A 23,263-nucleotide genomic window follows, 5' to 3' on the forward strand; every position below is an offset into this window, starting at 1 on the left:
CAGGTCATCGCCCAGGCTCACCGCAGCACTAGCTCTTTTTGTCCAGCACCAGCCGCACCTTGGATGCCAGCTCCAGGCGGCTGTAGGGTTTGCTCAAAAGATCGACGCCTGGGTCCAGGCGCCCGTGGTGAACAATGGCATTCTCTGAGTAACCCGAGGTAAACAGCACTTTCAATGCCGGGTAGGTGGCCCGCGCCCGATCCGCCAGTTGGCGTCCATTCATGCCACCAGGCATGATGATGTCTGTGAGCAGCAGGTCGATATCGCTGCGCTCTTGCAACACCAGTAGTGCCTCGGGTCCAGACCGGGTTGATGTGACGCGGTACCCCAGCGCACGCAACTGAGCGTCCAGATGTTTGAGCACCAGGTCGTCATCCTCCGCGATAAGGATGTGCTCATCGCCACCCTGAAGCCCCTGCTTCACGGTCGCGATGCTGCTTGGCTGCTTCGCGTCCAAAATCCTCGGAAAGTACAGCTTGACCGATGTGCCTTCACCCGGCTCCGAGTAGATTTTGATGTGGCCGCCCGACTGCTTGGCAAAGCCGAAAACCATGCTCAGGCCCAGGCCGCTGCCCTTGCCGGCATCCTTCGTCGTAAAGAACGGCTCAAAGGCCCGGCTCACTGTTTCCGGGCCCATGCCCACCCCAGTATCCGAAACGCAGACCATCACGTAGTCGCCAGGCGCCACCTCCAGGTGCTGCTCGGCGTAGTCGCTGTCGAGCACCGCATTGGTGGTCTCAACGGTCAGCTTCCCGCCGTCTTGCATCGCATCGCGCGCATTGACTACCAGATTCAGCAACGCGGAATCCAGTTCACTGGGGTCGATTTCAGCAATGCCCAGATCAGGCGCCAGCACAAACTCCAAACCAATGTGCTCCGGCAAGGTGCGGCGTATCAGCGGGCGCATTGTCTCCACCTGCTGGTTGATGTCAGTCAGTCGCGGCGCAAGTGGCTGGCGGCGCGCAAAGGCCAGCAACCGGCTGGTCAGCTCAGCGCCCCGCTTAGCGGCGAAATGCGCCATCTCTGCCATGGGCCGCAACTTCGGGTCGGCCACCATTTCGGCCAGCATCTCGGCATTGCCCAAAATCACCGTCAGCAGATTGTTGAAATCGTGGGCCACACCGCCCGTCAGGTGCCCAATCGTTTCCATTTTCTGCGATTCTCGCAGCCGCCGTTCCATGTCCGTGCGCTCGGTGATGTCCACCATGCTGCCCAGCATGCGGATGGCCTTGCCCGCATCGTCCCGAATCACGAAACCCCGATCTATCACTTGCGCACTCTCGCCATCGGCCTTGATGAACCGGTATTCGTCGCGCCACCGGTCCTCACTTCCGTCAATCACCGCATGGATGCCCAACAGCACGCGGTCCAGATCATCAGGGTGTATGCGTTGGGTCCAGGATTCAGGGCCTGGCTCCAACTGGCCGCGCTCATACCCGAACACCTCTGAAATGGAGTCGTTCCACCACACCTTGTTGGCGACAAAATCCCAATCCCAGATCACATCATTGGTCGCACGGGATATGAGTTCAAAACGCTCCTTGGCGTAGCGAATTTCATTCTCTTGTACTTTGCGCTCTGAAACATCCCGGTGGACGGCCACAAAATGGGTGCATACCCCCGCGTCGTCAAACAACGGCGTGATATTGATTTCCAACCAGTACGGTGCTCCCTCCTTGGTGTAGTTCACCACCTCGGCGCGCACCGCCTCTTGGTTCACCAGTGCGTTGCGTATGCGGTCCAGTTCTGATCGGTCAGTCTGCAGGCCCTGCAACAGCCGCGGTGTGCGGCCGATGGCTTCGTCTTTGGTAAACCCAGTGACTTGCTCGAAGGCGTCGTTCACGTACACGATGCGAGGGCCATCGGGCGCATCCAGAGAATGTGCCTCGGTAATCATCACGATGTCGCGCTGGCGTGACAGGGCGGCATCCACCAAGCGCAATTCCTCCTGGCGCAGGCGCTCAGATGTCACATCGCGAAAATACACCGCTAAACCGTCAGTCATCGGATAAGCACTGACGTCAAACCATTTCTCCAAAGGGGGATAGAACTCCTGGAATTGGCTGGTTCGCCGGGTCTGAACCGCGTTTTGGTACTGGCGCTGAAACTCGCTACCCACCGCCTGCGGGAATTCCTCCCACATGTTCTTGCCCAACAACTCCTGTTGCGATCTCTCCAGCAGCACACAGGCCTGCTGGTTCAAATAGGTCACGTTCCAATCGCCATCCACCGCAAAAAACGCGTCGCTGATGCTCTCCAGCACATGCAGGCGCTGACGGTCGGCATGGTCGGCGCGCGCCTGCGCTTCGTGCAAGATGGAGATGTCCTGAAAGGCGCCTTGCACTGCAGTGATGCTGCCCGCCGCATCCCGGTCCGGTATGCCAATCACTCGGACCCAGGGACGCTTGCCCAGCGGCGTGAGCAGCTGACAGACCACGTCATACTCAATGCCATCCCGCGCGCACCTTTCAAATGCGCCCAGTATCAGCTCGCGATGCACGGGATCGTAGTACCCGATCGCATCGGCGACACTCGGCGGCGAATACCCTGCGGGCTGATCGTGGATGAACGCAGTCTCCGGGGTCCAAATCACCGTTTCATTGGCCAGCTCGACACGCCAGCCTCCCAGCCGCGCTTTTTCGCCTGCAATCTGCACGATGCGCTCGGCTTGCGAAAGCTTGCGCTGGGCTTTGATTTGCGCAGTGATGTCCTGCACATAGCCCACCAGAACGTCGCCAAGGTCGGATTTGTGGCGCTCTCCAACCCCTTTGACGTACCGCACGTCTCCATTGGCATCCAACACGCGGTGTTCGAATTCGATCGAAGGCAAATGGTTGTCGGCAAATGCTGCGTATGTCGCGAGCAAATTTGCCCGGTCGTCCGGGTGTGCTCTATCAAAGTACCCATCGAAACTTGGGGTTCCATCGGCTGCTGGGATACCGTAAATTTCAAAGACCTGCGGCGACCAGTTCAGCACACGGGTATCGATCTGCATTTCCCAGGTGCCAAGATGCAGCATGCGCTCCGCCGTCCGCGTACGGGCTTCGTATTCCTGCAATTTGGTCAGCGCGTGGCGAAGCTCTTGTACGCGAAGAATGATGCCTTGCAGGTGAAGCGCGTCACCCGCTTGAGCGGCTCCCTCTGGCGCCACGTTCTTGCTGTCGCGAACGATGGTAGTGACATCTTCCACCCTGTGCATGATGAATTCCACGCTCCCCGCCGCGTTCAGCACCGGACTGTTCACCGGGCTCCACAAACGCTCCTCAAAACTGCCATCAGGCAAGGCAATCGGGTAGCGCTGCACCCCCATCACGTCGGGCACCTTCAGCGCTTTGACCCGTTGCAGGGACGCCGACAGGGTTTTCACGCCATCGGCATGCGGGTCTGCGGGATTGTCCGGAATCATTTCCAGAAGTCGCTTTCCCAGAATGTCGCTCTCTCGTGTCTGCGTAACGCGCAGATACTCGTCGGTCACCGCCACGATCTCGAACTGATCAGGCGTCAGTACCAGTATTTTTCCTGGAAATTCCTTGAAAAGCTGCTTGTACTGTGGGTCGCTCAGGCTGGTCATGATCCCGCCCTCCGAACGCTTGGTTTCCACGCCGAGGAGGCCAGCGCGTCCATCGGCCGCGCAATGTAATACCCCTGGGCTTCGTCGCACCCGACGTCACGCAAAAAGTCCAGCGCCCATGCGTCTTCGACCCCTTCCGCCACCACTTTGAGGCCCAGGGAGCGCCCCAAGCCAACCACTGCCGTCACTATCTTTTGAGACTCGGCTGAGACCGCGAGCGTTTTGACAAACATCTGGTCGATTTTGAGTTCTGAAAAAGGCAAACGTGCCAACTGAACCAGCGAGGAATAGCCCACACCAAAATCGTCAATCGACAAATGAAAGCCCCGAATGCGGAACTGGGTCAGGTGCTCCAGCAATGCCAGCGGGTTGTTCATGCTCGCGGTTTCCGTCATCTCCAGGATGACCTGCGACGGCGCCACGCCGTGTTCGCGGCAGATATCCAGCAGCCAACGGGGGAAGCTCTCATCGGTCAGGTTGAGCTGCGAGAGGTTCAACGCAAATTTCAACCCATGCTCTCGCACCCCATTGGGCAGGTGGGCAAAGGCGTATTGGTAGATTTGCCGGGTCAGCGCGTGAATCACATCGGTCGCTTCTGCCAACTGTATGAAGATATCGGGCCCCACCATGCCGCCGCCCGGTTGCGGCCAGCGCGCCAGGCACTCAAACCCCACCAGATCGCCACTCGCGCACGAAACCTTGGGCTGGAAATGGGCGATGAATTCCTGGGCGCGCAGTGCCTCCCTGAGCCGCTGCTCAGAAGGTATGCCGGCGGAGCCCGCAGACGAAGGCGCCAGGGCAGACACTTCACCCGGTGTGCCGGTAGCCAACAACGCCAAAAGATCTGCACGGGGAAAGGGCTTGGCCAGCGTACCGATGAGTCGCAGGCCGTTCTCGGTGGCAACGCGCCCTGCCGATTCCAGGATGCGTCCGCCCAGCCCAGACATGACAATCACCGAGGCGGTGCAGCCGATCTTGGCAAGCCTGTGGATGACTTCAATTCCGTCGCGGTCTGCCAGTTGCAGATCCACCATCACATGCGTCGGCCCCGAAATCGCCACCCGGGCCAGAAAGAGATCAGCATCGCCCACGTGTTCGGCGCGGTAGCCACCGGTGGCTGCCATCATGCAGATGGTGGCAGCCACATCGTTTTCATCGTCCAGTACCAACAGGCGCGTGGTGTCAGGTTCAGTAACGATCATGTTCTCTCCCTGTCGGGATGGGTTGTTGTCGAATCCGGTGGCCAGTCGTCTCCATCCAGCCCAGCACTTTTTCCCCGCTTTGACAGCTAACTCAGCACAGACCTTCATCTCGGGGTTTCAACGAAGAGGCTGTGGATCAACGGGCTCTTGACACACTGCGCGACCTAGATGGCACTGCGCTATGCATGTTTTAACACGCGGTGCAGCCACAACCAAGCAGGCCATTTCACATGCCAGTTCGATAGCCATCGTCCCATTCGCAACACCACATTCAAAGCCTCGAGTCTGGCGCAACCCAGCGCTGACCATCGCCATCCAATGGGTGGCCCGGCTACACATCACAGCCACCAGGCTTGCACCGCCCTCGCCATACGGGGCGGCACGGGGTTCCCCATTTCCTCGAAAACGCGGACACTCATGCTGTGCCCGAGGCCACAGACAGAGGAGTCCCCATGCAGCATGGTTCTGTTTCTGCTTTTCCCCAACAGTGGGTCGCCCATTTGGGTGCAGGCATCTTCTGCCTGTGCATGCCGTTGGCCGCCCACGCGGCCGATCCGATCAGCACGGACCGGCCGGATTTCGTCGAATCGAGCGACGTGGTCGGCGCGGGCCGTGTCCAGATCGAAACCGGCTTCTCCAGCGAGCGCAACAACGCCGATGGCACCAAGTCGCGCACGCGCAGCACGCCAACGCTGGTGCGCCTGGGGGTCAGCGAGAACCTGGAACTCCGGGTGGAAACCGATGGCTATATCCGCAGCGCGGCGCGCGACCAGACCAGCGGATGGACGCAACGCGAGCGTGGCTTTGCAGACGCATCCCTGGGCCTGAAGTGGCACATGCGCGATGGTGACGAAGCCCGTGGCACGCCTGGCATTGCCTTGCTGGCGCATCTGGACGTGGATTCGGGTTCGCGCGCGTTTCGTGGCCAGGGCGTGCGCCCTTCGTTGCGCGCGGTGGCCGAATGGGATCTGCCCAACGACTTCTCTGTCGGCGTCATGCCGGGTGCCATCGTCGACCGCAGGGCCGATGGCAAACGCTACACCGCAGGCATTCTGGCGGTCACGCTCGGCAAGGCGTGGACGCCTTCGTGGCGCACGTTTGTGGAACTCGCAGGCCAGCAGCTGACGTCGCGCAAAAACGGCGGCTCCATCGTGACCTTCGATACAGGGGTCACCTATCTGGTCAACGATGCGGTGCAGCTGGATTTCGCCGTCTCTCGCGGTCTCAATTCCACGTCGCCCGATTGGCAGTGGGGTGCAGGCGTTTCCTTTCGGTTCTAGTGTTCTGTCCCGCAAATACATGCCAAAAATAAAACCGATGGTTTTCGCGCCAGGGCGAGGCGCAAACCGCAGCGATAGCTGTGGCTATCGCGAGGATTTGCAACGCGGCCCTGGCGTGAAAGACGCGGTTTTATTGGCGTTTATTTGCGGGACAGGACACTATTTGGTAGCGAAAGGGCCTTACCCATGAAACTGCAAAGCCAAATCATCGCTTTCGGCCTCGCAGGCGCTGTGCTGACCGCGCTGGCGGGTGGTATTGGCCTGATGGCATCCGGAACGCTCGGCGATTCCATCAATGAGGCCATTGGCGCCGGCGACGCCCTGCAGACCAGCCAGCAGGCAGACATGATGCACGACGCGATCCGCGGAGACGCACAGTTGGCATTGCTCGGGGCCTACGAGAAAAATCCGGAGCGCATCGACCAGGGCGCGGCCGGCCTGGTGCGCCACGCGCAAACCTTCAACCAGGCCATTGCCGATCTGGCAGGTATGCCGCTCCCCGCAGAGAGTTTGGCGAAGTTGGCAGCAGTGAAGCCCTTGATCCAGAAGTACATTGACACGGCCGACGCCGTGATAAAAACGTCCAGATCCGACGCAGATACAGCGCAAAAGCAGATGCCTGCCTTGCAGGCGGCATTCACCGAACTCGAAGGCCGTATGTCCGAGCTGTCCGAGTCGATCGAGGATCATGGCAAGGCGGTCAACAGCCACGCCAAGGCCAGCGTTGGCCAGACCCGGATCGCCATCGGTGCGGTGCTGTTGTTCGCGGTTCTGGCCACGTTGGCCGCTGCGCTGTGGCTGGCACGCCGCATGGCGCGGCCCATGGCCCATGCCGTTGGCGTGGCAGACCAACTGGCCCGGGGCGACCTCACCTCCCACATTCGTCCGGCGGGCAATGACGAGACGGTACAACTGTTGACGGCCATGGGGCATATGCAAGCCAGCTTCACAGGCATCGTGCGCGAAGTGAAGGCCAACGCCGATGAAGTGTCCAGCGCCAGCGGGCAGATTGCCCAGGGCAACCAGGATTTGTCCAACCGTACTGAACAGCAGGCCGCAGCGCTGCAGCAGACGGCTGCCTCCATGGAACAACTCAATTCCACGGTCCGCCAGAACGCCGACAACGCCCGGCATGCCAACCAGCTCGCACAGAACGCTTCTGCCGTGGCGGTGCAGGGCGGAGAGGTCGTGGGCCAGTTCGTGGGCACCATGAAAGCCATCAATGAGAGCAGCAGGCAAATTGCCGACATCATCGGAGTGATCGATGCCATCGCCTTTCAAACCAACATCCTGGCGCTAAATGCCGCCGTCGAGGCCGCGCGCGCCGGCGAACAGGGCCGTGGCTTTGCGGTGGTGGCCGCAGAGGTGCGCAACCTGGCGCAACGCAGTGCCGAGGCAGCCAAGCAGATCAAAGAATTGATCAGCACCAGCGTGAGCCGGGTTGACCAAGGCACCGCGCTGGTCGACAAAGCCGGCGGCAAGATGGCAGAAGTCGTCACCGCCATCCAGCGGGTGACCGAGATCGTTGCCGAGATCAGTGCTGCCAGCTCAGAGCAAAGCACGGGCGTGGCACAGGTAGGCGAGGCGGTAACGCAGATGGACCAGGCAACCCAGCAGAATGCCGCCCTGGTGGAAGAGGGCGCCGCCGCTGCGCAAAGCCTGAAGCTGCAGGCCGAACAACTGGTTCAGGCCGTAGCCGCCTTTCAGCTACCAGGTGGTGATGGCACTCATCGCCGACTGGGGATGGCTCAGCACTCCAATCTGTAGCGGTCTGGCTGCGTTGGCCATGGCCATGGCCGCTTCGCGCTCTGCGTAGATGTCGGCCTGCGTGACCACGGCATTGGCCACCAGGCCATGGTGGTTTTCGCTCAAGGGGGCCCATGTAGCGCAGCTCGCCAGGAGCGTGCGCGGCAGAAGGCATCGAAGCGAAACGCTCGAAAACCGAGGATCGCTGGGTAGTACCGACAACCCCAGGGTGGGCACTGGGCGCTGGAGGTAATGCCCGGCGAGACGGTTTTATCGGGCGTTGCAGTCGACGCTCCTTCTGCCGCGCACGTTCCTAGCAGTTTTGCCTTTGCGGTACAGCCGTGCATCGCTGTCCGTTGAGTATTCATGGGTGTCGTTGTTGGGCCGCTGGCTTTTGGCAGATATGTTGCATGCATCTGCAATACCCCATTTGCACTATGGAACTCGGCAAACCTGCGTGCTACAAATGGAAACAATCCATGAGATGGGTACAAAGATCATGCAAGCAGTTCGTGCCGCTCCGGTGAAATGGGTAATAGCGAAATGGTGTGCCGTGTTTTTTGCGCTGCTCGCGACGGGCTGTGCGACAAAGACGGAAATTGCCGATCAGGCGGTCAAGGGCAGCTTGGCCACTGAGGACGTGAACAACCGTCTGCTGTTGTTAAACATCGTCCGCGCTTACCACCGTTACCCGATGCACTTCGTCAGATTCAACGGATTGCGTGGCCCCATCGGCATTGGTGCCCCTACGGTGACCATCCCTACGCCGGTTGGGCCAGATTTCACAAATCAGATTTACCAGCTTTCGACGACCATTAAGTTCGACCAACCCTCCTTCGACCTCCAACTACAGGACACCCAGGAGTTCTATCGGGGATTAACAACTCCCCTCAGGCCTGAGGTCATGCAGTACTTTCTTGAACAGGGTTGGCCACAGCAGATGATTCTTTGGCTCTTTGTACGTGAGATCGAAATAACGGAAGACGGAAAAACCAAGAAGCGCTACCTGAACTACCCACAGGGAGATTACTCCTTCGAGAAATTTCGCAATGAGCTCGAACGGCTCCAAAGCTGTGACATCGAGATGCACGAGGACAAGCCAGTCTTGATATACGGGCCACCACTGGACATTTCGACTTCTACTTCTCCTGAAAAGCTCGCGGCCCTGAAGACAGCCGGCGTTGAATTGGTGCAAGTGAACGACGCCAATGGCGTGCGGTACCAGGTACAGCAAACCCGAAAAGTTGTTCAGCTCAAGCTCGTGGCGCACCGGGACAGCACGAGCTGTGATCTACCCGGAGATTCTGCAGCATTCAAGGGCGAGCAAGGCGTCGCTTCGACCGGTGGTGTCAAGACGGTCTTTACGCTTCGCTCCGTGGAGGCCATGATTTACTTTCTGGGTGAGCTTTCTCGCAGGCAGTTGGACGGCACACTAGATGGTTCGATGCCTGGGATCTATTGCATCCGGTACGAGGCTAGGCGTGATGAGGCTAGACAGAAGACAGCGGCGGCTAAGGCGCGCGACGATGAGTCCTCCCACGATTGTGAGAAGTCATTCCCCGTTAGCGATAAAAATCCCCCGCGTCTGGATCCTCTTTTCGTGATGGAAAAAAATGTGCCGGGCGAAGCTACGGTCCGGGTGGACTACGACGGCACGTCCTACTCCATCCCGCGAGGCCTGCGAAGCGGTCGCTCAATGCATGTGATGAGCCTCTTGACTCAGCTTATTTCTCTGCAGAACAAAAGCGCCGACCTGCCCACCACGCAGAACGTGCGCGTGGTCAATCCTTAATCCCGAACGTACCACCAACTGTCAGTGGAGATGCTATATGAGTCAAGCCTTTCAGGTCGAAGGCGCCAATCAGCAGGCGCTGTTTAAGTTGCGCATTCATCGCGGGGACGGTATGGCACTGGTCGCCATGAACTGGAAAAACGGCAAGCCGCCACCCGACTTCGTTGGATTCGCAATCGAGTACAAGGAGCCGGGTGGTGACCGTTTCTTTTCGTTGAACAACCGTATCGCTTTCCCGAAAGCTGATGGATCGGTAGACAAGGGAAAGCGGCCCACCCGGCTCGCGCCAATCCAAAAGTTTCGCTGGGTTCATTTCCCAAGGAATGCCGAGATGGATGGCCAGTTCATCTATCGCGTTACACCCGTTTTCATGAATGAACTCCGGGAACTGAGCTATGGAGATTTCCAGGAAGCCTCGCTCGAATTGCGGCGCGAGACCTATCCCGACCAGTTGAACGTCGCGTATACGCACGGCTTTGTCGCTTCGCAGGCATTTGTTGATAAGTATTCATCGCATTCGATCACCACCTTGTTGCCGGCAAAGGCGGATGATGGCTTGAACTTTACACCTAGTCACCCGAAGGCACAGACGGCTTTGGCCTGGATGGGCTTTGAGGCTCGCAGTGCGATTTTGGAGGTGCTTGATCAAGCTATAGCGGACGGCCAGGCGGAAGTCCGAGCGGTGCTTTACGACCTCAACGAGCCTGGTGTCGTTACGAGGCTAGAGAAATTGGGCTCTCGGTTGAAGATAATCATTGATGATTCAGACTCTCATGGCGCTGCGCATTCTGCCGAAACCCAGGCGGCGGAGCGTCTGGTGCAGTCTGCTGGCCCCGACCATGTCAAGCGCCAGCACATGGGCAAGCTGCAGCACAACAAGACGGTGGTGGTAGATGGCCCATTGAACCAGGCGGTGGTGTGTGGCTCCACCAATCAGTCTTGGCGAGGCTTCTTTGTGCAGAACAATAACGCCATCGTGCTGCGCGGGACTAAACCGGTGAAGATTTTTAGACAGGCCTTCCGGCACTATTGGGAGAACGATAGCGCTGCGGGGTTCGGTGCCACGACGTCAGCCGCTTGGCAGGACCTTGGTCTTGGAGGAGTCGACGCCAAGGTGTGCTTCAACCCGCTTTCAACATCGAATGGCGTGCTCGATAGCATCGCGGGCGATGTCAAGGGTGCGGAGTCGAGTCTGTTCTTCTCTCTCGCCTTCCTATATCAGACGCCAGGGGCGATACAGAAAGCAATACGCGCTATTAAGGATGACGAAAAGGTCTTTTCTTACGGCATCTCTGATAGGGCCATCAATCTGCTTGTAGAAGACGCGACCGATGATTCAGAAATTGTTGTCGACGTTCAAAAACCGGATGGGACTGTGACAACCGTTAGTCCATCGGCCTTGCAGGAGAACGTGCCTGAGCCGTTCCGATCAGAGTCCTCCGGTGGTAGCGGAAATCGAATGCACCATAAGTTCATCGTTATCGATTTCGACAAACCGACGGCCCGCGTTTATATGGGTTCGTACAATTTTTCTAAGGCCGCTGACACCTCCAATGGTGAGAATTTGCTGCTGATAAAGGACCGTCGCATCGCTGTGTCGTACATGATTGAGGCGCTACGGATTTTTGATCACTACCACTTTCGCATTTCTCAATCTCGTGCAAATGAGGCCGGCCAAAACCTCCTGCTCAAATTGCCACCGGGTGTCTGTGGGGGCGAACCCTGGTGGTCGGAGTACTACACCGACGCGCGAAAAATCGTTGACCGCGAAATTTTCGCCTGAATCGCTAACGTAGATCCTCTTTGTTTCAAGCCATGTCCAACTTATCAATCAAGGTCTTTATGATGGCGTCCATAACGACGCTGGCCCCCTGGACCGCAAGCGCCAGTGAGCATGTGCAAGGCGCGTTCGTGGCCAGCCGGGATTGCGATGCCTATCTGTCATTCCGTCGAGGTACAAACCCCGGGGCAATCAAGGTTTCACCAGGTAAAAAGTACGAAATCCGGGAGGTCAACGATAAGGATCGCACATGGCTGCGGATCGAAGTCCCTGGCGTTAGCGACCCGCTACGGTGGGTGGCTAGTGAATGCGGGATTGCCAGAGATGTCATTCCCATGGGAGACAACTCTGCCGCAGGGGCTGATCTGCCTCAAGAATGCAGTATCGCCGGCAAGCATGACAGCTATGTTCTGGCAGTCACTTGGCAACCGGGCTTCTGTGAGCACGTGAAGTATGACGGAACCAAACCTGAGTGTGAGAACATGGCCAGCGGCCGGCTCGTCGTCTCCAATCTGACCTTGCATGGCTTGTGGCCGAACCGGCAGCAATGCGGCACACGATACGGCGCCTGTGGGAACTCTACGCCGGACCTTTCCGAAGAAACGGTTTCCTACATAAGTCCTTGGATGCCCAACTTCTTTTATGAGCGCGTGTTCGGAACTTACGAATGGAAGAAGCATGGTACATGCTCGGGTATGACAAGTGATACCTACTTTCGTAGGGCAGTAGATTCGGTGAAGGTCGTGAACGAGTCGGCAGCCGGACGCTACATCACAAGCAACGTCGGTGGAAAGATATCCAAGCAGGAGTTTGAAGCTCGGCTTCGCTCTGAAACCGGGAGAGCTTTGGCACCCAACGCGTTCACCTTGCGGTGTACTAACAAGCAACTGTTTGAAATTCATGTACGGCTTCCACTCGAGTTTAAGGAAGGTGCGTCACTTAATGATTTGTTGGGGCCCAACCTTCAGTCTTCCGCCGCTTCCGATCCCCGGGCGTGCATGGGCGACGAAATACTAATCGAAGCGAGTGGAAAATAGTGAAGCGCATAGCGATCACAGGCACTCGTTGTAATCCCGCGGACTTTCGAAAACGGAAGTTGTCTAGTCCTCGCTCCTTGCTGGACGATTTGAGGATGAGTCTCTCAGTCAAGGCACCTCTCAAGCACTCAGAAGGTCTACCGCCAGCGCTATCCCGACGCAGCTACGCGCCATCGACCCCTTTGTCACCCCACCGGCATCCACATGACCGGCGACACATTTTCACACTGCCCCGGCATGTCCAAACAGGACCAGTACATCGTCAATCTCTACGGCGCCGATGCCCACGTGATCACCGAGATGTGAGCCGCTGCCATTGCGTTGTCGGTCACGCGCCCCCAAGGCACCGCCCCCCTGATGAGCCTGCGCAGGGAGGCGATTTTGAACAGGGCAACACCAAGGAAACCATGCAGCACCACTTGGACCCGGCGCCGGGCGAACTGGTTGGGGGCTTTGCGGATACGGTGGAGAACGTGGCGCTGGTGGGCACGCGGGTCGTGGACCATATCGTGCGGAACTGGGGCGGTGGCGGGGTGGGGTGCTGGCGAGGTAAGAGGCGTCTGGCCGGCACTGAATAATGCGAGCCCTCCTGGTAATGCAAGACTTTGACAGCAGCTGATGAATTGAGAGCTGCTGCGCATAGTAGAAGGTTGGATTCCGCCTTAAGGCCCTTTGAATCGTTTTTGGATTGATTTTAATTTTCGGAGTTGCTGAGATTAAATTTGCAAAAGGGTTGTTGGGGGTGAATGCTCATTGATTATTAATTTTAAAAATTGGAGTGTGTATGAAGGTATTTTTGAGTTGGTCGGGGGCTCGGAGCAAGGATGTTGCAGGTCTCCTAAGTGATTGGTTGTGTTGTGTAATCCAAGCATCTCGCCCATGGATTTCTACTAGGGATTTGGATCGAGGGTCGTTGTGGTTTGGTGAGATAAATGATCAATTGAAGGACACCACTGTTGGAATAATATGTTTGACACAGGAAAATAAAAATCGCCCCTGGATTCTTTTTGAAGCAGGAGCGCTTGCAAAAGGCCTGTCTACATCGCGTGTTTGTACGCTATTGGTAGATCTTGAGCCTAAAGATATTGAGGATCCATTGGCTCAGTTTAATCATACATTTCCAAATAGAGAGAGTGTGCTTGGGCTGGTGAAGACGCTGAATGGTTCTCTTGGAAATAATGGATTGGACAATAGAATTCTCGAGCAGGTATTTTCCACTTATTGGCCGCAGTTTGAGAGTCGATTTGCTGAAATCCTTGCGACAACTGAGTCACAGCCTCCATCGAAACCACGTCCTAAAGAGGATGTGCTGAGTGAGATTTTGGAAACGACGAGAATGATGAATTCTAGAATTCGTCGAATCGAACGCGAGGTTGATCGGTCCCGGGTGGAGGACAAGGAGCCTCTGAGTATGTTGTATAAACAGGCGCTTGATATGGTTGGGAGTGGGGCGCCGTTTGAGCTGGTCGTAGATCGCTTTGGTAGTAGATTGCCAACTCATATATTAAAAGAGTTGGCTATATTGAGTGAACAAGGAAAACCAAATTAAATATATTCTCAAGTGACTTGAGATAATATGTATTTTTTAAGACAGCTCGCCTTATGCTGCTGGGAGCCTCTAAAAACCCCTGATTTTTCAAAAACAGCGCACGTAAGTTATTGATTCATATGGGCGCAAATCTGGAGAGTTGAGGTTTTTTGGAGGCCCTGCTGTTTGCGTGGGGCAGTCTGTGGATGGCCGAAAGGCGGAGCGTCAAGGCGGCAGCCCAAGACGGGCCTGCAAACCGCGCGAGCGAGTGCAAGCAGGGTGGTTGCTCAGGCACCAGGCGCATCCGCGCGCATTACCGGCTGTTCTTCCGGGGCTTTGCAAACCTTCACTAGTAGCTTGTAATTGAGGCACGCGCAATGTGGCTGCCCACTTCGCCGGCGCCGATGATGCCGATGACGGTAGCCATGCGTGCGTGCCCCTGCGTCAGATCTGGAAGCCGCCGCTCACGTCCAGCACGCCGCCCGTGACGTAGCCAGCCTCGGGCCCGGCCAGAAAGCACACGGCCGCGGCCACTTCTTCCACGGTGGCGATGCGGCGTATGGCGTGCAGGTCCATGATGCTGTCGGGCAGGTTGCCGGCTGCGCCAGCGGCCATGTCGGTGGGCATGATGCCGGGCTGCACCACGTTCACGGTGATATTGCGCGGGCCCAGGTCGCGGCCCACGCCCTTGGCGTACCCGACGATGGCCGCCTTGGTGCCGGCATAGTCGGCCACTCCCGCAAAGGCCACGCGGCTGCCCAGGCCCGAGCCAATGAAGACGATGCGCCCGCCGTCTGCCAGCCGGGGCGCTGCGGCGCGCGTGGTGGCCACGGCGCCAAGCACGTTGATGCGCCACTGCAGGTCCAGGCCTTCGGTATCGAGGCCAGGTTCGCCCACGGCCTTGCCTTGCACGGCAATGGCAGCGTTGTTGACCAAGATGTCGAGCTGCCCGAAGTGGGCCAGCACGGCATCGAGCAGCGGCTTGGCGGCAGCTGTGTCGGCCTGGTCGCTCTGCACGGCCAGGGCGCGCACGCCCTTGGCCTTGAGCTGCTCGACGATGGCCTGCGCCTTGTCGGCAGACGCCACATAGCTGATGGCCACGTCGGCCCCCTTGTCGGCCAGCGCCAGCGCCGTGGCTGCACCCAGCCCGCGCGAGCCGCCCGTGACCAGTGCCACCTTGCCTGCCAATGATTTCTGCATGAAAAACTCCTGTGGGTACGTTGATCGCCCTTGCCGAGATGGCTCGGGTCAAAACATAACAATCGTTATGATAACGAATGTTATGAAATTCGACAGGAGGGGTCAAGCGGTTTAATATCGACCGTTATGAAAAAAGCCGAGGCAGTGGTCTGATGGGGCGCCAGCGAGAGTTCGACGTGAACGTGGCGCTGGATGCTGCGCTGTGCGTGTTCTGGCGCAAGGGGTACGAGGGCGCCTCCTACACCGATCTGGTGCAGGCCACCGGCGTGGAGCGGCCCGCGCTGTACTCGGCGTTCGGCAACAAGGAAGCGTTGTTCCTGCGGGCGCTGGAGCGGTACTACGAGCACTACATGGATTTCATCCCCGTGGGGCTCACGCAGCCGACCTCGCACGAGGTGGCGGAGTACATCCTGCGCAATGCCGTGGAGCTCAACACCCGTTACCCGGACCACACGGGTTGCCTGGGCATCAACGGCGTGCTGGCAGGGTCGGACGATGCCGAGCCCGTGCGGCGCGCGCTGATCGATGCGCGGGCCAATGGCGAGGCATTGCTGCGCGAGCGCTTCGAGCGCGCCCAGCAGGAGGGGGACCTGCCGCCCACGGCCAACTGCGCAGCGCTGGCCACCTACCTGTGCGCGGTGCTGCACGGCATGGGAGTGCAGGCCAAGGCGGGGTTCAGCCGTGAGGTGCTGAATGGGGTGGTGGATCAGGCCTTGTCGACTTGGCCAACAGCGGCCTGATCAAGGCAGCAAACGCCCTTAGCTAACCTGCTGCTTCTCCAGCTTGCGCGCCAGGGTGCGGCGGTGCATCCCCAAGCGCCGCGCCGTCTCCGAGATATTGAACCCCGTCTCCGCCAGCACCTCGTGAATCCGCTCCCACTCCAGCGTCTTGAGCGAGCTGGAGCGATTCGTCACATCCACCTCGGTGTCCCCAGCCTTGAGTCCAAACGCGGCCTCGATGTCGTCGGTGTTCGACGGCTTGGCCAGGTAGTGGCAGGCGCCCAGCTTCACGGCCTCCACCGCGGTGGCGATGCTGGCAAAGCCGGTGAGCACGACGATCAGCATGGCTTCGCTGGCGGCGTGCAGCTTTTGCACGCACGCCAGGCCGGATGCATCGCCCTTGAGCTTCAAGTCCACCACGGCGTAGCCGGGGGTGTGCTGGGTGAGCAAGGCTTCCACCTCGGGCAGGCTGGCGGCCTGCAGCACGCGGTAGCCGCGGCGCTCGAACGAGCGGGCCAGGGTGCGGGCAAAGGCCTCGTCGTCTTCGACGATGAGCAACTGGGGCTTGTTGCTGGCTGCCGCCGCCGCTTCGTCCTTGGGCGCTGCTGCGGCTGCGGGTGCTGCCGGGCTGGTGGTGCTGTCGTCCGTCATGGCGGTGGGGTCCAGGTGTGCTTGCTTACTTGCTTGCTGCTACTGCGGTGTGTTGTTCGTCGTCATCGGTCACTCACCAGGCCATCACGCCAGCCGGTGGCCGCGCGGCATGGCCACGGCGGCCAGGGGCAGGCGGATGCTGACCTGCGCGCCGCTGCCTTCGCCGTCGCCAGTGCGGTTGCGGGCCGTGACGCTGCCGCCCAGGGTGCGCGCCACGTTCACCACCAGGTACAGGCCCAGGCCGCTGCCGGGGCGCTGCTTGGTGGACTGGTAGGGCTCGCCCAGGTGGTCCAGCATGCCGGGCGCAAAGCCGGGGCCTGCGTCGTTGACGGTGATGCACAGTGCGGGCACCTCGGCCTTGTCGTCGCGGGTGATCAGCAGTTCCACCCACTGGGGCGAGGCGTCCCGTGCATTGTCCAGCACATTGAAAGCCATCTGCTTCAACGTGGTGTCCGACACCATGGGCGTGTCGTCGCCAAAGTCGTTGCGGTACGAAAACGCGGGTATCGAGCGCGTGGTGCGCCACTCCTCGGCCAGGGCGTCGACGAAGGTACGCACGGTGGTCTGGGCCGACTCTTCGCCGCGCGCCTCGCCGGCCGACAGCAAGATGCCGCTGACGATGCTCTTGCAGCGCTGCACCTGGGTGCGCATTTCTTCGATGTCTTCGCGCAGCAGCTCGTCGCCCATCAGCTCCTGGTCGTGCTGCCAGTCGCCCAGAATAACGGCCAGGGTCGAAAGGGGCGTGCCCAGTTCGTGCGCGGCGCCCGATGCGAGCAGGCCCATGCGCACGATGTGCTCTTCTTCCACCCGGCGGCGGCGCGCGGCGGCCAGGCGGGCGTCGCGCTCGCGCAGGTTCAGGTTGATGCGGGTGATGAACACCACCACCAAAATCGCGTTGAGCACGAAGCACACCAGCAGGCCAATGACGTACAGGCTCGACAGGCCCTGGTGCAGGTCTTGCGGCAGGGCCAAAGGCAGGTGGTAGTTGGCCAGCAGGGCAAAGCACGCGGTGTTGATGCCCACCATGCTCCAGATATAAGCCCCGCGCAGCAAGATGGCGCCCAGCGCAATCTGCAGCAGGTACAAAAAGACAAACGGGTTGCTGGTGCCGCCGCTCAGGTACAGCTGCGTGGTGAGCACGGCCACGTCCACCAGCAGGGCCAAAAACAGCTCCACATTGCGCACCTGCACGCCCGTGCGCAGGCGCAGCAGACTGATCACGTTGAACACGGCCAGGCAGCCCACCACCATCAGCATCTGGTGCAGGGGTATGGTCAGGCGCAGGCTGTGGTGCGCCAGCTCGATGGTGAAGACCTGGCCGATGACGGCCATCCAGCGCAGCTGAATGAGCTGCTGCAGGTTCTTGATGCCGGCGGCGGCATCGGCAGCGCGCGGGCTGCGCAAGAACTCGGCGCGCTTGGCGAGGCGTTGCAGGGGCATGGCTTGAGTTTAGTTCGCTTAGTTTGACGTGCTGAGTTGGCGGGCTTAGCGCGTCTGCCGCCGCTCGTAGCGCACCACGAACCAGCCTGCGCCCAGCACCATCAGCGCCAGGCCGTACCAGGTGAGGGCATACACCGCGTGGCTGTTGGCAAAGCGGATGGTGGTGAGCCCCGCACGCGGCCAGGTGGTGCCCGCCGTGGTGGCGGCGGTGCCGGCCACTTCCACCGCCTCGGCCGTGGGGTTGGCCACGCCGCGCGTGGGCAGGCCGGCGTCGATGAAGAAGGGGGCTGCGCGGGGCAGCTGCAGTGCCTGGGCAATGGCCGCCACGTCGCGCGAGAACCAGCGTTGCTCTGCAGGGTCGTTGCTGCGCAGGAAGCCGCCCTTGGGCTCGGTCATGCGCACCAGGCCCTGCACAGTGGCGGGGGCTGTATCGACTTTGCCTGCCCATTCGGCGCGCTGGTCTTGCGGGATGAAGCCTCGGTTCACCAGCACCTGGGTGCCGTCGGCCTGCTGCAGTGCGCTGATGACCCAGAAGCCCGAGCCCAGGGCCGTGACGGCCTGGGTGAGCACGGTCTTGCCGGGCAGCCAGTGGCCGGTGAGGGTGACGGGCAGGTATTCATGCCCTGCGGCGTTGATGCCGGGCCAGTCGCTGACCGGGGGCAAGGCCACCGGGGCGGCGTGTACGCGCTGGTCCACGCGCTCGATGAGGTCGAGCTTCCACACCCGCCGCTGCACCTGCCAGGTGCCCAGGGCCACAAAGCCCAGGAAGAGGGAGATGCCCAGCACCAGCAGCACGGCGCGGCGCCAGCGTCGCGATGCTGCAGGGGCTGCTTGGGTTGCGGTCATCGGAAGGTCCTTGGTTCGGTCATTGCACTGGCCCCAAAACAGCTGCGGCCGCTGTGGGCGGCCGCTTCGCAAGGGTTGGTGTACGCCCCGCCCCGCATCGTCGTGGGGCGTCGGGGCGCTGCACCCATCAAGGGGTGTGGTGGCCCGCTGCCGCGCCGCTCTCCGTCTGGGTGGGCGGGGTGGGCGTGGGGTGGCCGGGCATCATGTTGGCGTTCATGTGGAACATGACCCAGAGCGTGCCGCTGATGGCAATGGCCACGAAGACCACGGTGAAGATGGTGGACAGCAGCGTCCAGCCGCCCTCGACCTTGCCGTTCATGTGCAGGAAGCAGACCATGTGCACCAGGATCTGCAGCACCGCGAAGCCGCCGAGCACGAGGATGGCGGTGTTGCGGTCGGCAATGACCTTGGACATGACCAGCCAGAACGGGATGGCGGTGAGGATGATGGACAGCACGAAGCCGACCATGTAGCCCGAGAACGTGCTGTGCGGGCCTACGTCGCCATGGTGGTCATCGTGGTGATCGTCATGGCTGTGGCCAGCGTTGGCGGTGTGTTGTGCGGCGCTCATTTACAGCACTCCCATCAGGTACACGAAGGTGAAGACGCCGATCCAGACGACGTCCAGGAAGTGCCAGAACATCGACAGGCACATCAGCCGGCGCTTGTTCTCGTGGATCAGGCCGTGCTTCTTGATCTGCAGCATCAGCACCACCAGCCAGATCAGGCCGAAGGTGACGTGCAGGCCGTGGGTGCCGACCAGCGTGAAGAACGCCGACAGGAAGGCGCTGCGCTGCGGGCCCGCGCCCTGGTGGATCAGGTGGTAGAACTCATACAGCTCCAGCGCCAGAAAGCACAGGCCGAACACGCCGGTGATGGCCAGCCACAGCAGCGTGCCATTCACGTTGTTCTGCTGCTTCTTGATCATGGCGAAGCCGAAGGTGATCGACGATGCCAGCAGGAAGGCGGTGTTGATGGCCACCAGCGTCAGGTCGAACAGCTGCGCGCCGGTGGGGCCGGCGGCGTAGCTGCGGCCCAGCACGCCGTAGGTGGCGAACAGCGCGGCGAAGATGAGGCAGTCGCTCATCAGGTAGAGCCAGAAACCGAGGGCGGTGCCGTTTTCGGGGTGCGGCTCGTGCGCCAGGTGGTACTCACGGCGCGCCAGCGTGGCGCCCGTGGGGCCGCCTTGCGTGATGGCGGCGGCGGCTTGGTTGTAGGTGATATCAGACATGGCTGGCACGCAGTTGTTGGGTACGCAGGTTCTCGGTCTCCGTCACTTGCGCGGCGGGGATGTAGAAGTCACGCTTGTAGTTGAACGTGTGGACGATGGCGACCAGCACCACACCCGCAAACGACAGGCCGGCCAGCAGCCACATGTGCCAGATGAGGGCGAAGCCCAGCACCAGCGACAGGCCCGAGATGATCACGCCCGAGCCGGTGTTGGAAGGCATGTGGATGGGCGCATAGCCGGTGAGGGGGCGCGCGTAGGCGTGCTTCTTCATGTCCCACCAGGCGTCGATCTCGTACACCTTGGGGGTGAAGGCGAAGTTGTAGTCCGGTGGGGGCGACGAAGTGGCCCACTCCAGCGTGCGGGCGTCCCATGGGTCGCCGGTGTGGTCGCGCAGCTGTTCGCGCTTCAAGTAGCTCACCACGATCTGGATCAGCAGGCAGGCGATGCCCAGGGCGATCAGGCCGGCGCCGATGGCGGCGATGACGAACCAGATCTGCAGCGACTGGTCTTCGAAGTGGTTGGCACGGCGGGTGACGCCCATCAGGCCCAGGATGTACAGCGGCATGAAGGCGACATAGAAGCCCACCACCCACAGCCAGAAGGAGCACAGGCCCCAGAAGCGGTCAAGCTTGTAGCCGAAGGCCTTGGGGTACCAGTAGTTGATGCCGGCGAACAGGCCGAAAAGCACGCCGCCGATGATCACGTTGTGGAAGTGGGCGATCAGGAACAGGCTGTTGTGCAGCACGAAGTCGGCCGGGGGCACGGCCAGCAGCACGCCGGTCATGCCGCCGATGGCGAAGGTGACCATGAAGGCCAGGGTCCACATCATGGGCAGCTCGAAGCGGATGCGGCCCTTGTACATGGTGAACAGCCAGTTGAAGATCTTCGCGCCCGTGGGGATCGAGATGATCATCGTGGTGATGCCGAAGAAGGTGTTCACGCTGGCGCCGGAGCCCATGGTGAAGAAGTGGTGCAGCCACACGAGGTACGACAGGATGGTGATCACCACCGTGGCGTACACCATGGAGGTGTAGCCGAACAGGCGCTTCTTGCAGAACGTGGCCACCACTTCAGAGAAGATGCCGAAGCACGGCAGGATCAGGATGTAGACCTCGGGGTGGCCCCAGATCCAGATCAGGTTCACGTACAGCATGGCGTTGCCGCCCAGGTCGTTGGTAAAGAAGTTGGTGCCGATATAGCGGTCCAGCGACATCAGCACCAGCGCTGCGGTGAGCACGGGGAACGAGGCGACGATGAGTGCGTTGGTGCACAGGGCCGTCCACGTGAAGATGGGCATGCGCATGAGGTTCATGCCGGGTGCGCGCATCTTGATGATGGTGACGATCAGGTTGATGCCCGAGAGCGTGGTGCCCACCCCGGCGATCTGCAGTGCCCATATGTAGTAGTCCAGCCCCACCCCCGGGTTCTGCGCCCCCAGGTTCGACAATGCCAGCCAGCCTGCAGTGGAGAACTCGCCCAGGAACAGCGACACCATCACCAGGATGGCACCGGCGGTGGTCATCCAGAAGCTGAAGTTGTTGAGGAACGGGAAGGACACGTCGCGCGCGCCGATCTGCAGCGGCACGAGGTAGTTCATGAGGCCGGTGACCAGCGGCATGGCCACGAAGAAGATCATGATCACGCCGTGGGCGGTGAAGATCTGGTCGTAGTGGTGCGGCGGCAGGTAGCCCATGTTGTCGCCAAAGGCCATGGCCTGCTGCAGGCGCATCATCAGTGCGTCGGCAAAGCCGCGCAGCAGCATGACCACGCCCAGGATCATGTACATGATGCCGATCTTCTTGTGGTCGATGCTGCAGATCCAGTCGCGCCACAGGGTGCCCCACAGGCGGAACTTGGTGATGCCGGCCAGAACGACCAGGCCGCCGAGCACGACGCCGATGAAGGTGATGAGCACGATGGGCTCGTGCGCCATGGGAATGGAGTCCCAGGTGATTCGGCCCAAGGCCCAATGCGGTGATGCGGTAACGGGTGAGGTGGACATGGTAGTCAGTCTCTTAGGCGCGGATCATTGGCGGGAAAGGGTGCGGTCGTGGACCGTGGCGTGGCGCGCTTCGAGGGCCGCCACGATCTGGGCGGCGTTGTCGGTGGTGCATACGTCCTGGGGCAGGTTGATGCCCATGGCCTTCATGTAGGCCTCGCCGCCGCGCTCGTCGATGCTCATCATGTGGTGCATGCACATCTTGCCTTCCTCGACGCAGCGGTTGAGCACCTTGTCGTACAGGCCGTCTTCCACGCTGGCAAAGCGCTGCACGGGGTCGCGCTCGCTGGGCTTGACGAGGTTCAGGTAAGTGGTTTTGTCCAGCGCCTTGCCTTCGGTCTTGGCCTTGGCCACCCACTGCTCGAAGTCGCCCTGGCTCAGGCCGTGGAACTTGAAGGTCATGCCCGAGAAGCCAGCGCCGCTGTAGTGCGATGCGATGCCGGGGTACACGCCGGGCTTGTTGATCACCGCGTTGAGCTCGGTCTGCATGCCGGGCATGGCGTAGATCATGCCTGCCAGGTTGGACACGTAGAACGAGTTCATCGTGGAGGTGGCGGTGAGCTTGAACAGGATGGGGCGGTCTACCGGGGCGGCCAGCTCATTGACCGTGGCGATGCCCTGCTCGGGGTAGAAGAACAGCCATTTCCAGTCCATTGCGACGACCTGCACCACCAGGGGGGTGGCCTGGGCTTCGAGCGGCTTGGTGGCCGAGATGCGGTCGAGCGGGCGGTAGGGGTCGAGCTTGTGGGTGCCGATCCAGGTCAGCGCGCCCAGGGCGATGATGATCAACAGGGGCACGGTCCAGATCACCAGCTCCAGCGTGGTGGAGTGGTGCCAGTCGGGGTCGTAGTCCGCTTCGGTGTTGGCGGTGTTCGACTGGCGGTACTTCCAGGCGAACCACAGCGTGAGGGCGATCACCGGGACGATGATGATCAGCATCAGCAAGGTGGCCTGCACGACCATGTGGCCCTGCTGCGAGGCGACGTCGCCTGCGGGGTTGAGGACGACAGCCTTGCTGCAGCCGGCGAGGCTGGTGGCTGTGGCCGCCAACGCAAGCCATGCCGGCCTGCGAAGTTGGGGAAGTTTGAACATGTGATGGGCCCAACAAAAGCGTTTAGGGGTAAACGCGAATGACAATTTGCCACTCAATGTAATAGGGCCACCAAATTTGTCCATTGGACATTTTGTCCAAGGTCAAGCTTTTGCCCCATTCCGGTGCCATTGGCTCCAGGCCTTGACCC

Annotated in this window: 17 protein-coding genes and 1 pseudogene; 7 read left to right on the forward strand and 11 right to left on the reverse strand. The window is 60.4% G+C overall.

The window, feature by feature from the left end; genetic code table 11:
* Positions 1-28: 28 nt before the first annotated feature.
* Positions 29-3,571, reverse strand: coding sequence for a PAS domain S-box protein (locus QYL93_RS24875; protein ID WP_305746173.1), 3,543 nt, complete (start codon positions 3,569-3,571; stop codon positions 29-31).
* Positions 3,568-4,773 (reverse strand): EAL domain-containing protein, encoded by a 1,206-nt coding sequence (locus tag QYL93_RS24880; RefSeq protein ID WP_305746174.1) that lies wholly within the window; start codon positions 4,771-4,773, stop codon positions 3,568-3,570. The genes QYL93_RS24875 and QYL93_RS24880 overlap by 4 nt, the downstream gene beginning before the upstream one ends.
* A gap of 452 nt (positions 4,774-5,225) precedes the next feature.
* On the opposite strand from QYL93_RS24880, the gene QYL93_RS24885 reads away from it, so the two are divergent.
* Complete coding sequence (locus tag QYL93_RS24885) at positions 5,226-6,053, forward strand: transporter (RefSeq protein ID WP_305746175.1); 828 nt, start codon at positions 5,226-5,228, stop codon at positions 6,051-6,053.
* Positions 6,054-6,239: 186 nt separating this feature from the next.
* Positions 6,240-7,820, forward strand: coding sequence for a methyl-accepting chemotaxis protein (locus QYL93_RS24890; RefSeq protein WP_305746176.1), 1,581 nt, complete (start codon positions 6,240-6,242; stop codon positions 7,818-7,820).
* A 3-nt stretch (positions 7,821-7,823) separates the two neighbouring features.
* Here the strand turns inward: QYL93_RS24890 and QYL93_RS24895 are convergent.
* Positions 7,824-7,950: pseudogene (locus QYL93_RS24895) on the reverse strand (IS5/IS1182 family transposase); the annotation flags it as partial.
* A 315-nt stretch (positions 7,951-8,265) separates the two neighbouring features.
* Here QYL93_RS24895 and QYL93_RS24900 point away from each other — a divergent pair.
* From QYL93_RS24900 to QYL93_RS24915, 4 genes are all read left to right on the forward strand, one after another.
* The gene (locus QYL93_RS24900) at positions 8,266-9,591 is read left to right on the forward strand and encodes a hypothetical protein (RefSeq protein ID WP_305746177.1); all 1,326 of its coding nucleotides are present in this window, start codon (positions 8,266-8,268) and stop codon (positions 9,589-9,591) included.
* A gap of 37 nt (positions 9,592-9,628) precedes the next feature.
* A complete protein-coding gene (locus QYL93_RS24905; protein WP_305746178.1) occupies positions 9,629-11,374 on the forward strand; it encodes a phospholipase D-like domain-containing protein in 1,746 nt (581 codons plus the stop codon).
* Between the two features lie 32 nt (positions 11,375-11,406).
* On the forward strand, positions 11,407-12,408 hold the full coding sequence (locus QYL93_RS24910; RefSeq protein WP_305746179.1) for a ribonuclease I: 1,002 nt from the start codon (positions 11,407-11,409) through the stop codon (positions 12,406-12,408).
* Positions 12,409-13,192: 784 nt separating this feature from the next.
* Entirely contained in the window at positions 13,193-13,957 is a 765-nt protein-coding gene (locus QYL93_RS24915) for a toll/interleukin-1 receptor domain-containing protein (RefSeq protein WP_305746180.1), read from the forward strand.
* Positions 13,958-14,380: 423 nt separating this feature from the next.
* On the opposite strand, the gene QYL93_RS24920 is transcribed toward QYL93_RS24915, so the two are convergent.
* Positions 14,381-15,136 carry an SDR family NAD(P)-dependent oxidoreductase gene (locus QYL93_RS24920; protein ID WP_305746181.1) on the reverse strand — a complete coding sequence of 252 codons (756 nt, stop codon included), beginning with the start codon at positions 15,134-15,136 and terminating at the stop codon, positions 14,381-14,383.
* 152 nt (positions 15,137-15,288) lie between these two features.
* Here QYL93_RS24920 and QYL93_RS24925 point away from each other — a divergent pair, with 152 nt between their 5' ends.
* Positions 15,289-15,876: a TetR/AcrR family transcriptional regulator gene (locus tag QYL93_RS24925; RefSeq protein WP_305746182.1), complete on the forward strand. Its 588-nt coding sequence runs from the start codon at positions 15,289-15,291 to the stop codon at positions 15,874-15,876.
* Positions 15,877-15,894: 18 nt separating this feature from the next.
* Here QYL93_RS24925 and QYL93_RS24930 read toward each other — a convergent pair whose 3' ends face one another.
* The 7 genes from QYL93_RS24930 to cyoA form a co-directional block, all read right to left on the reverse strand.
* Complete coding sequence (locus QYL93_RS24930) at positions 15,895-16,506, reverse strand: response regulator transcription factor (protein ID WP_305746183.1); 612 nt, start codon at positions 16,504-16,506, stop codon at positions 15,895-15,897.
* Between the two features lie 84 nt (positions 16,507-16,590).
* Positions 16,591-17,946 carry an ATP-binding protein gene (locus QYL93_RS24935; protein ID WP_305746184.1) on the reverse strand — a complete coding sequence of 452 codons (1,356 nt, stop codon included), beginning with the start codon at positions 17,944-17,946 and terminating at the stop codon, positions 16,591-16,593.
* Positions 17,947-17,991: 45 nt separating this feature from the next.
* The gene (locus QYL93_RS24940) at positions 17,992-18,792 is read right to left on the reverse strand and encodes an SURF1 family protein (protein WP_305746185.1); all 801 of its coding nucleotides are present in this window, start codon (positions 18,790-18,792) and stop codon (positions 17,992-17,994) included.
* Between the two features lie 127 nt (positions 18,793-18,919).
* Positions 18,920-19,363, reverse strand: a complete 444-nt coding sequence (gene cyoD / locus QYL93_RS24945; RefSeq protein WP_305746186.1) for a cytochrome o ubiquinol oxidase subunit IV — start codon at positions 19,361-19,363, stop codon at positions 18,920-18,922.
* Entirely contained in the window at positions 19,364-20,023 is a 660-nt protein-coding gene (gene cyoC, locus QYL93_RS24950; protein WP_305746187.1) for a cytochrome o ubiquinol oxidase subunit III, read from the reverse strand.
* Positions 20,016-22,025, reverse strand: a complete 2,010-nt coding sequence (gene cyoB / locus QYL93_RS24955; protein WP_305746188.1) for a cytochrome o ubiquinol oxidase subunit I — start codon at positions 22,023-22,025, stop codon at positions 20,016-20,018. Before cyoB ends, cyoC begins: the two co-directional genes overlap by 8 nt.
* 24 nt (positions 22,026-22,049) lie before the next feature.
* On the reverse strand, positions 22,050-23,114 hold the full coding sequence (gene cyoA / locus QYL93_RS24960; RefSeq protein WP_305746189.1) for a ubiquinol oxidase subunit II: 1,065 nt from the start codon (positions 23,112-23,114) through the stop codon (positions 22,050-22,052).
* Positions 23,115-23,263 lie beyond the last annotated feature (149 nt).

This window comes from Acidovorax sp. A1169 (genome assembly GCF_030704685.1).
Lineage (GTDB): Bacteria > Pseudomonadota > Gammaproteobacteria > Burkholderiales > Burkholderiaceae_C > Acidovorax.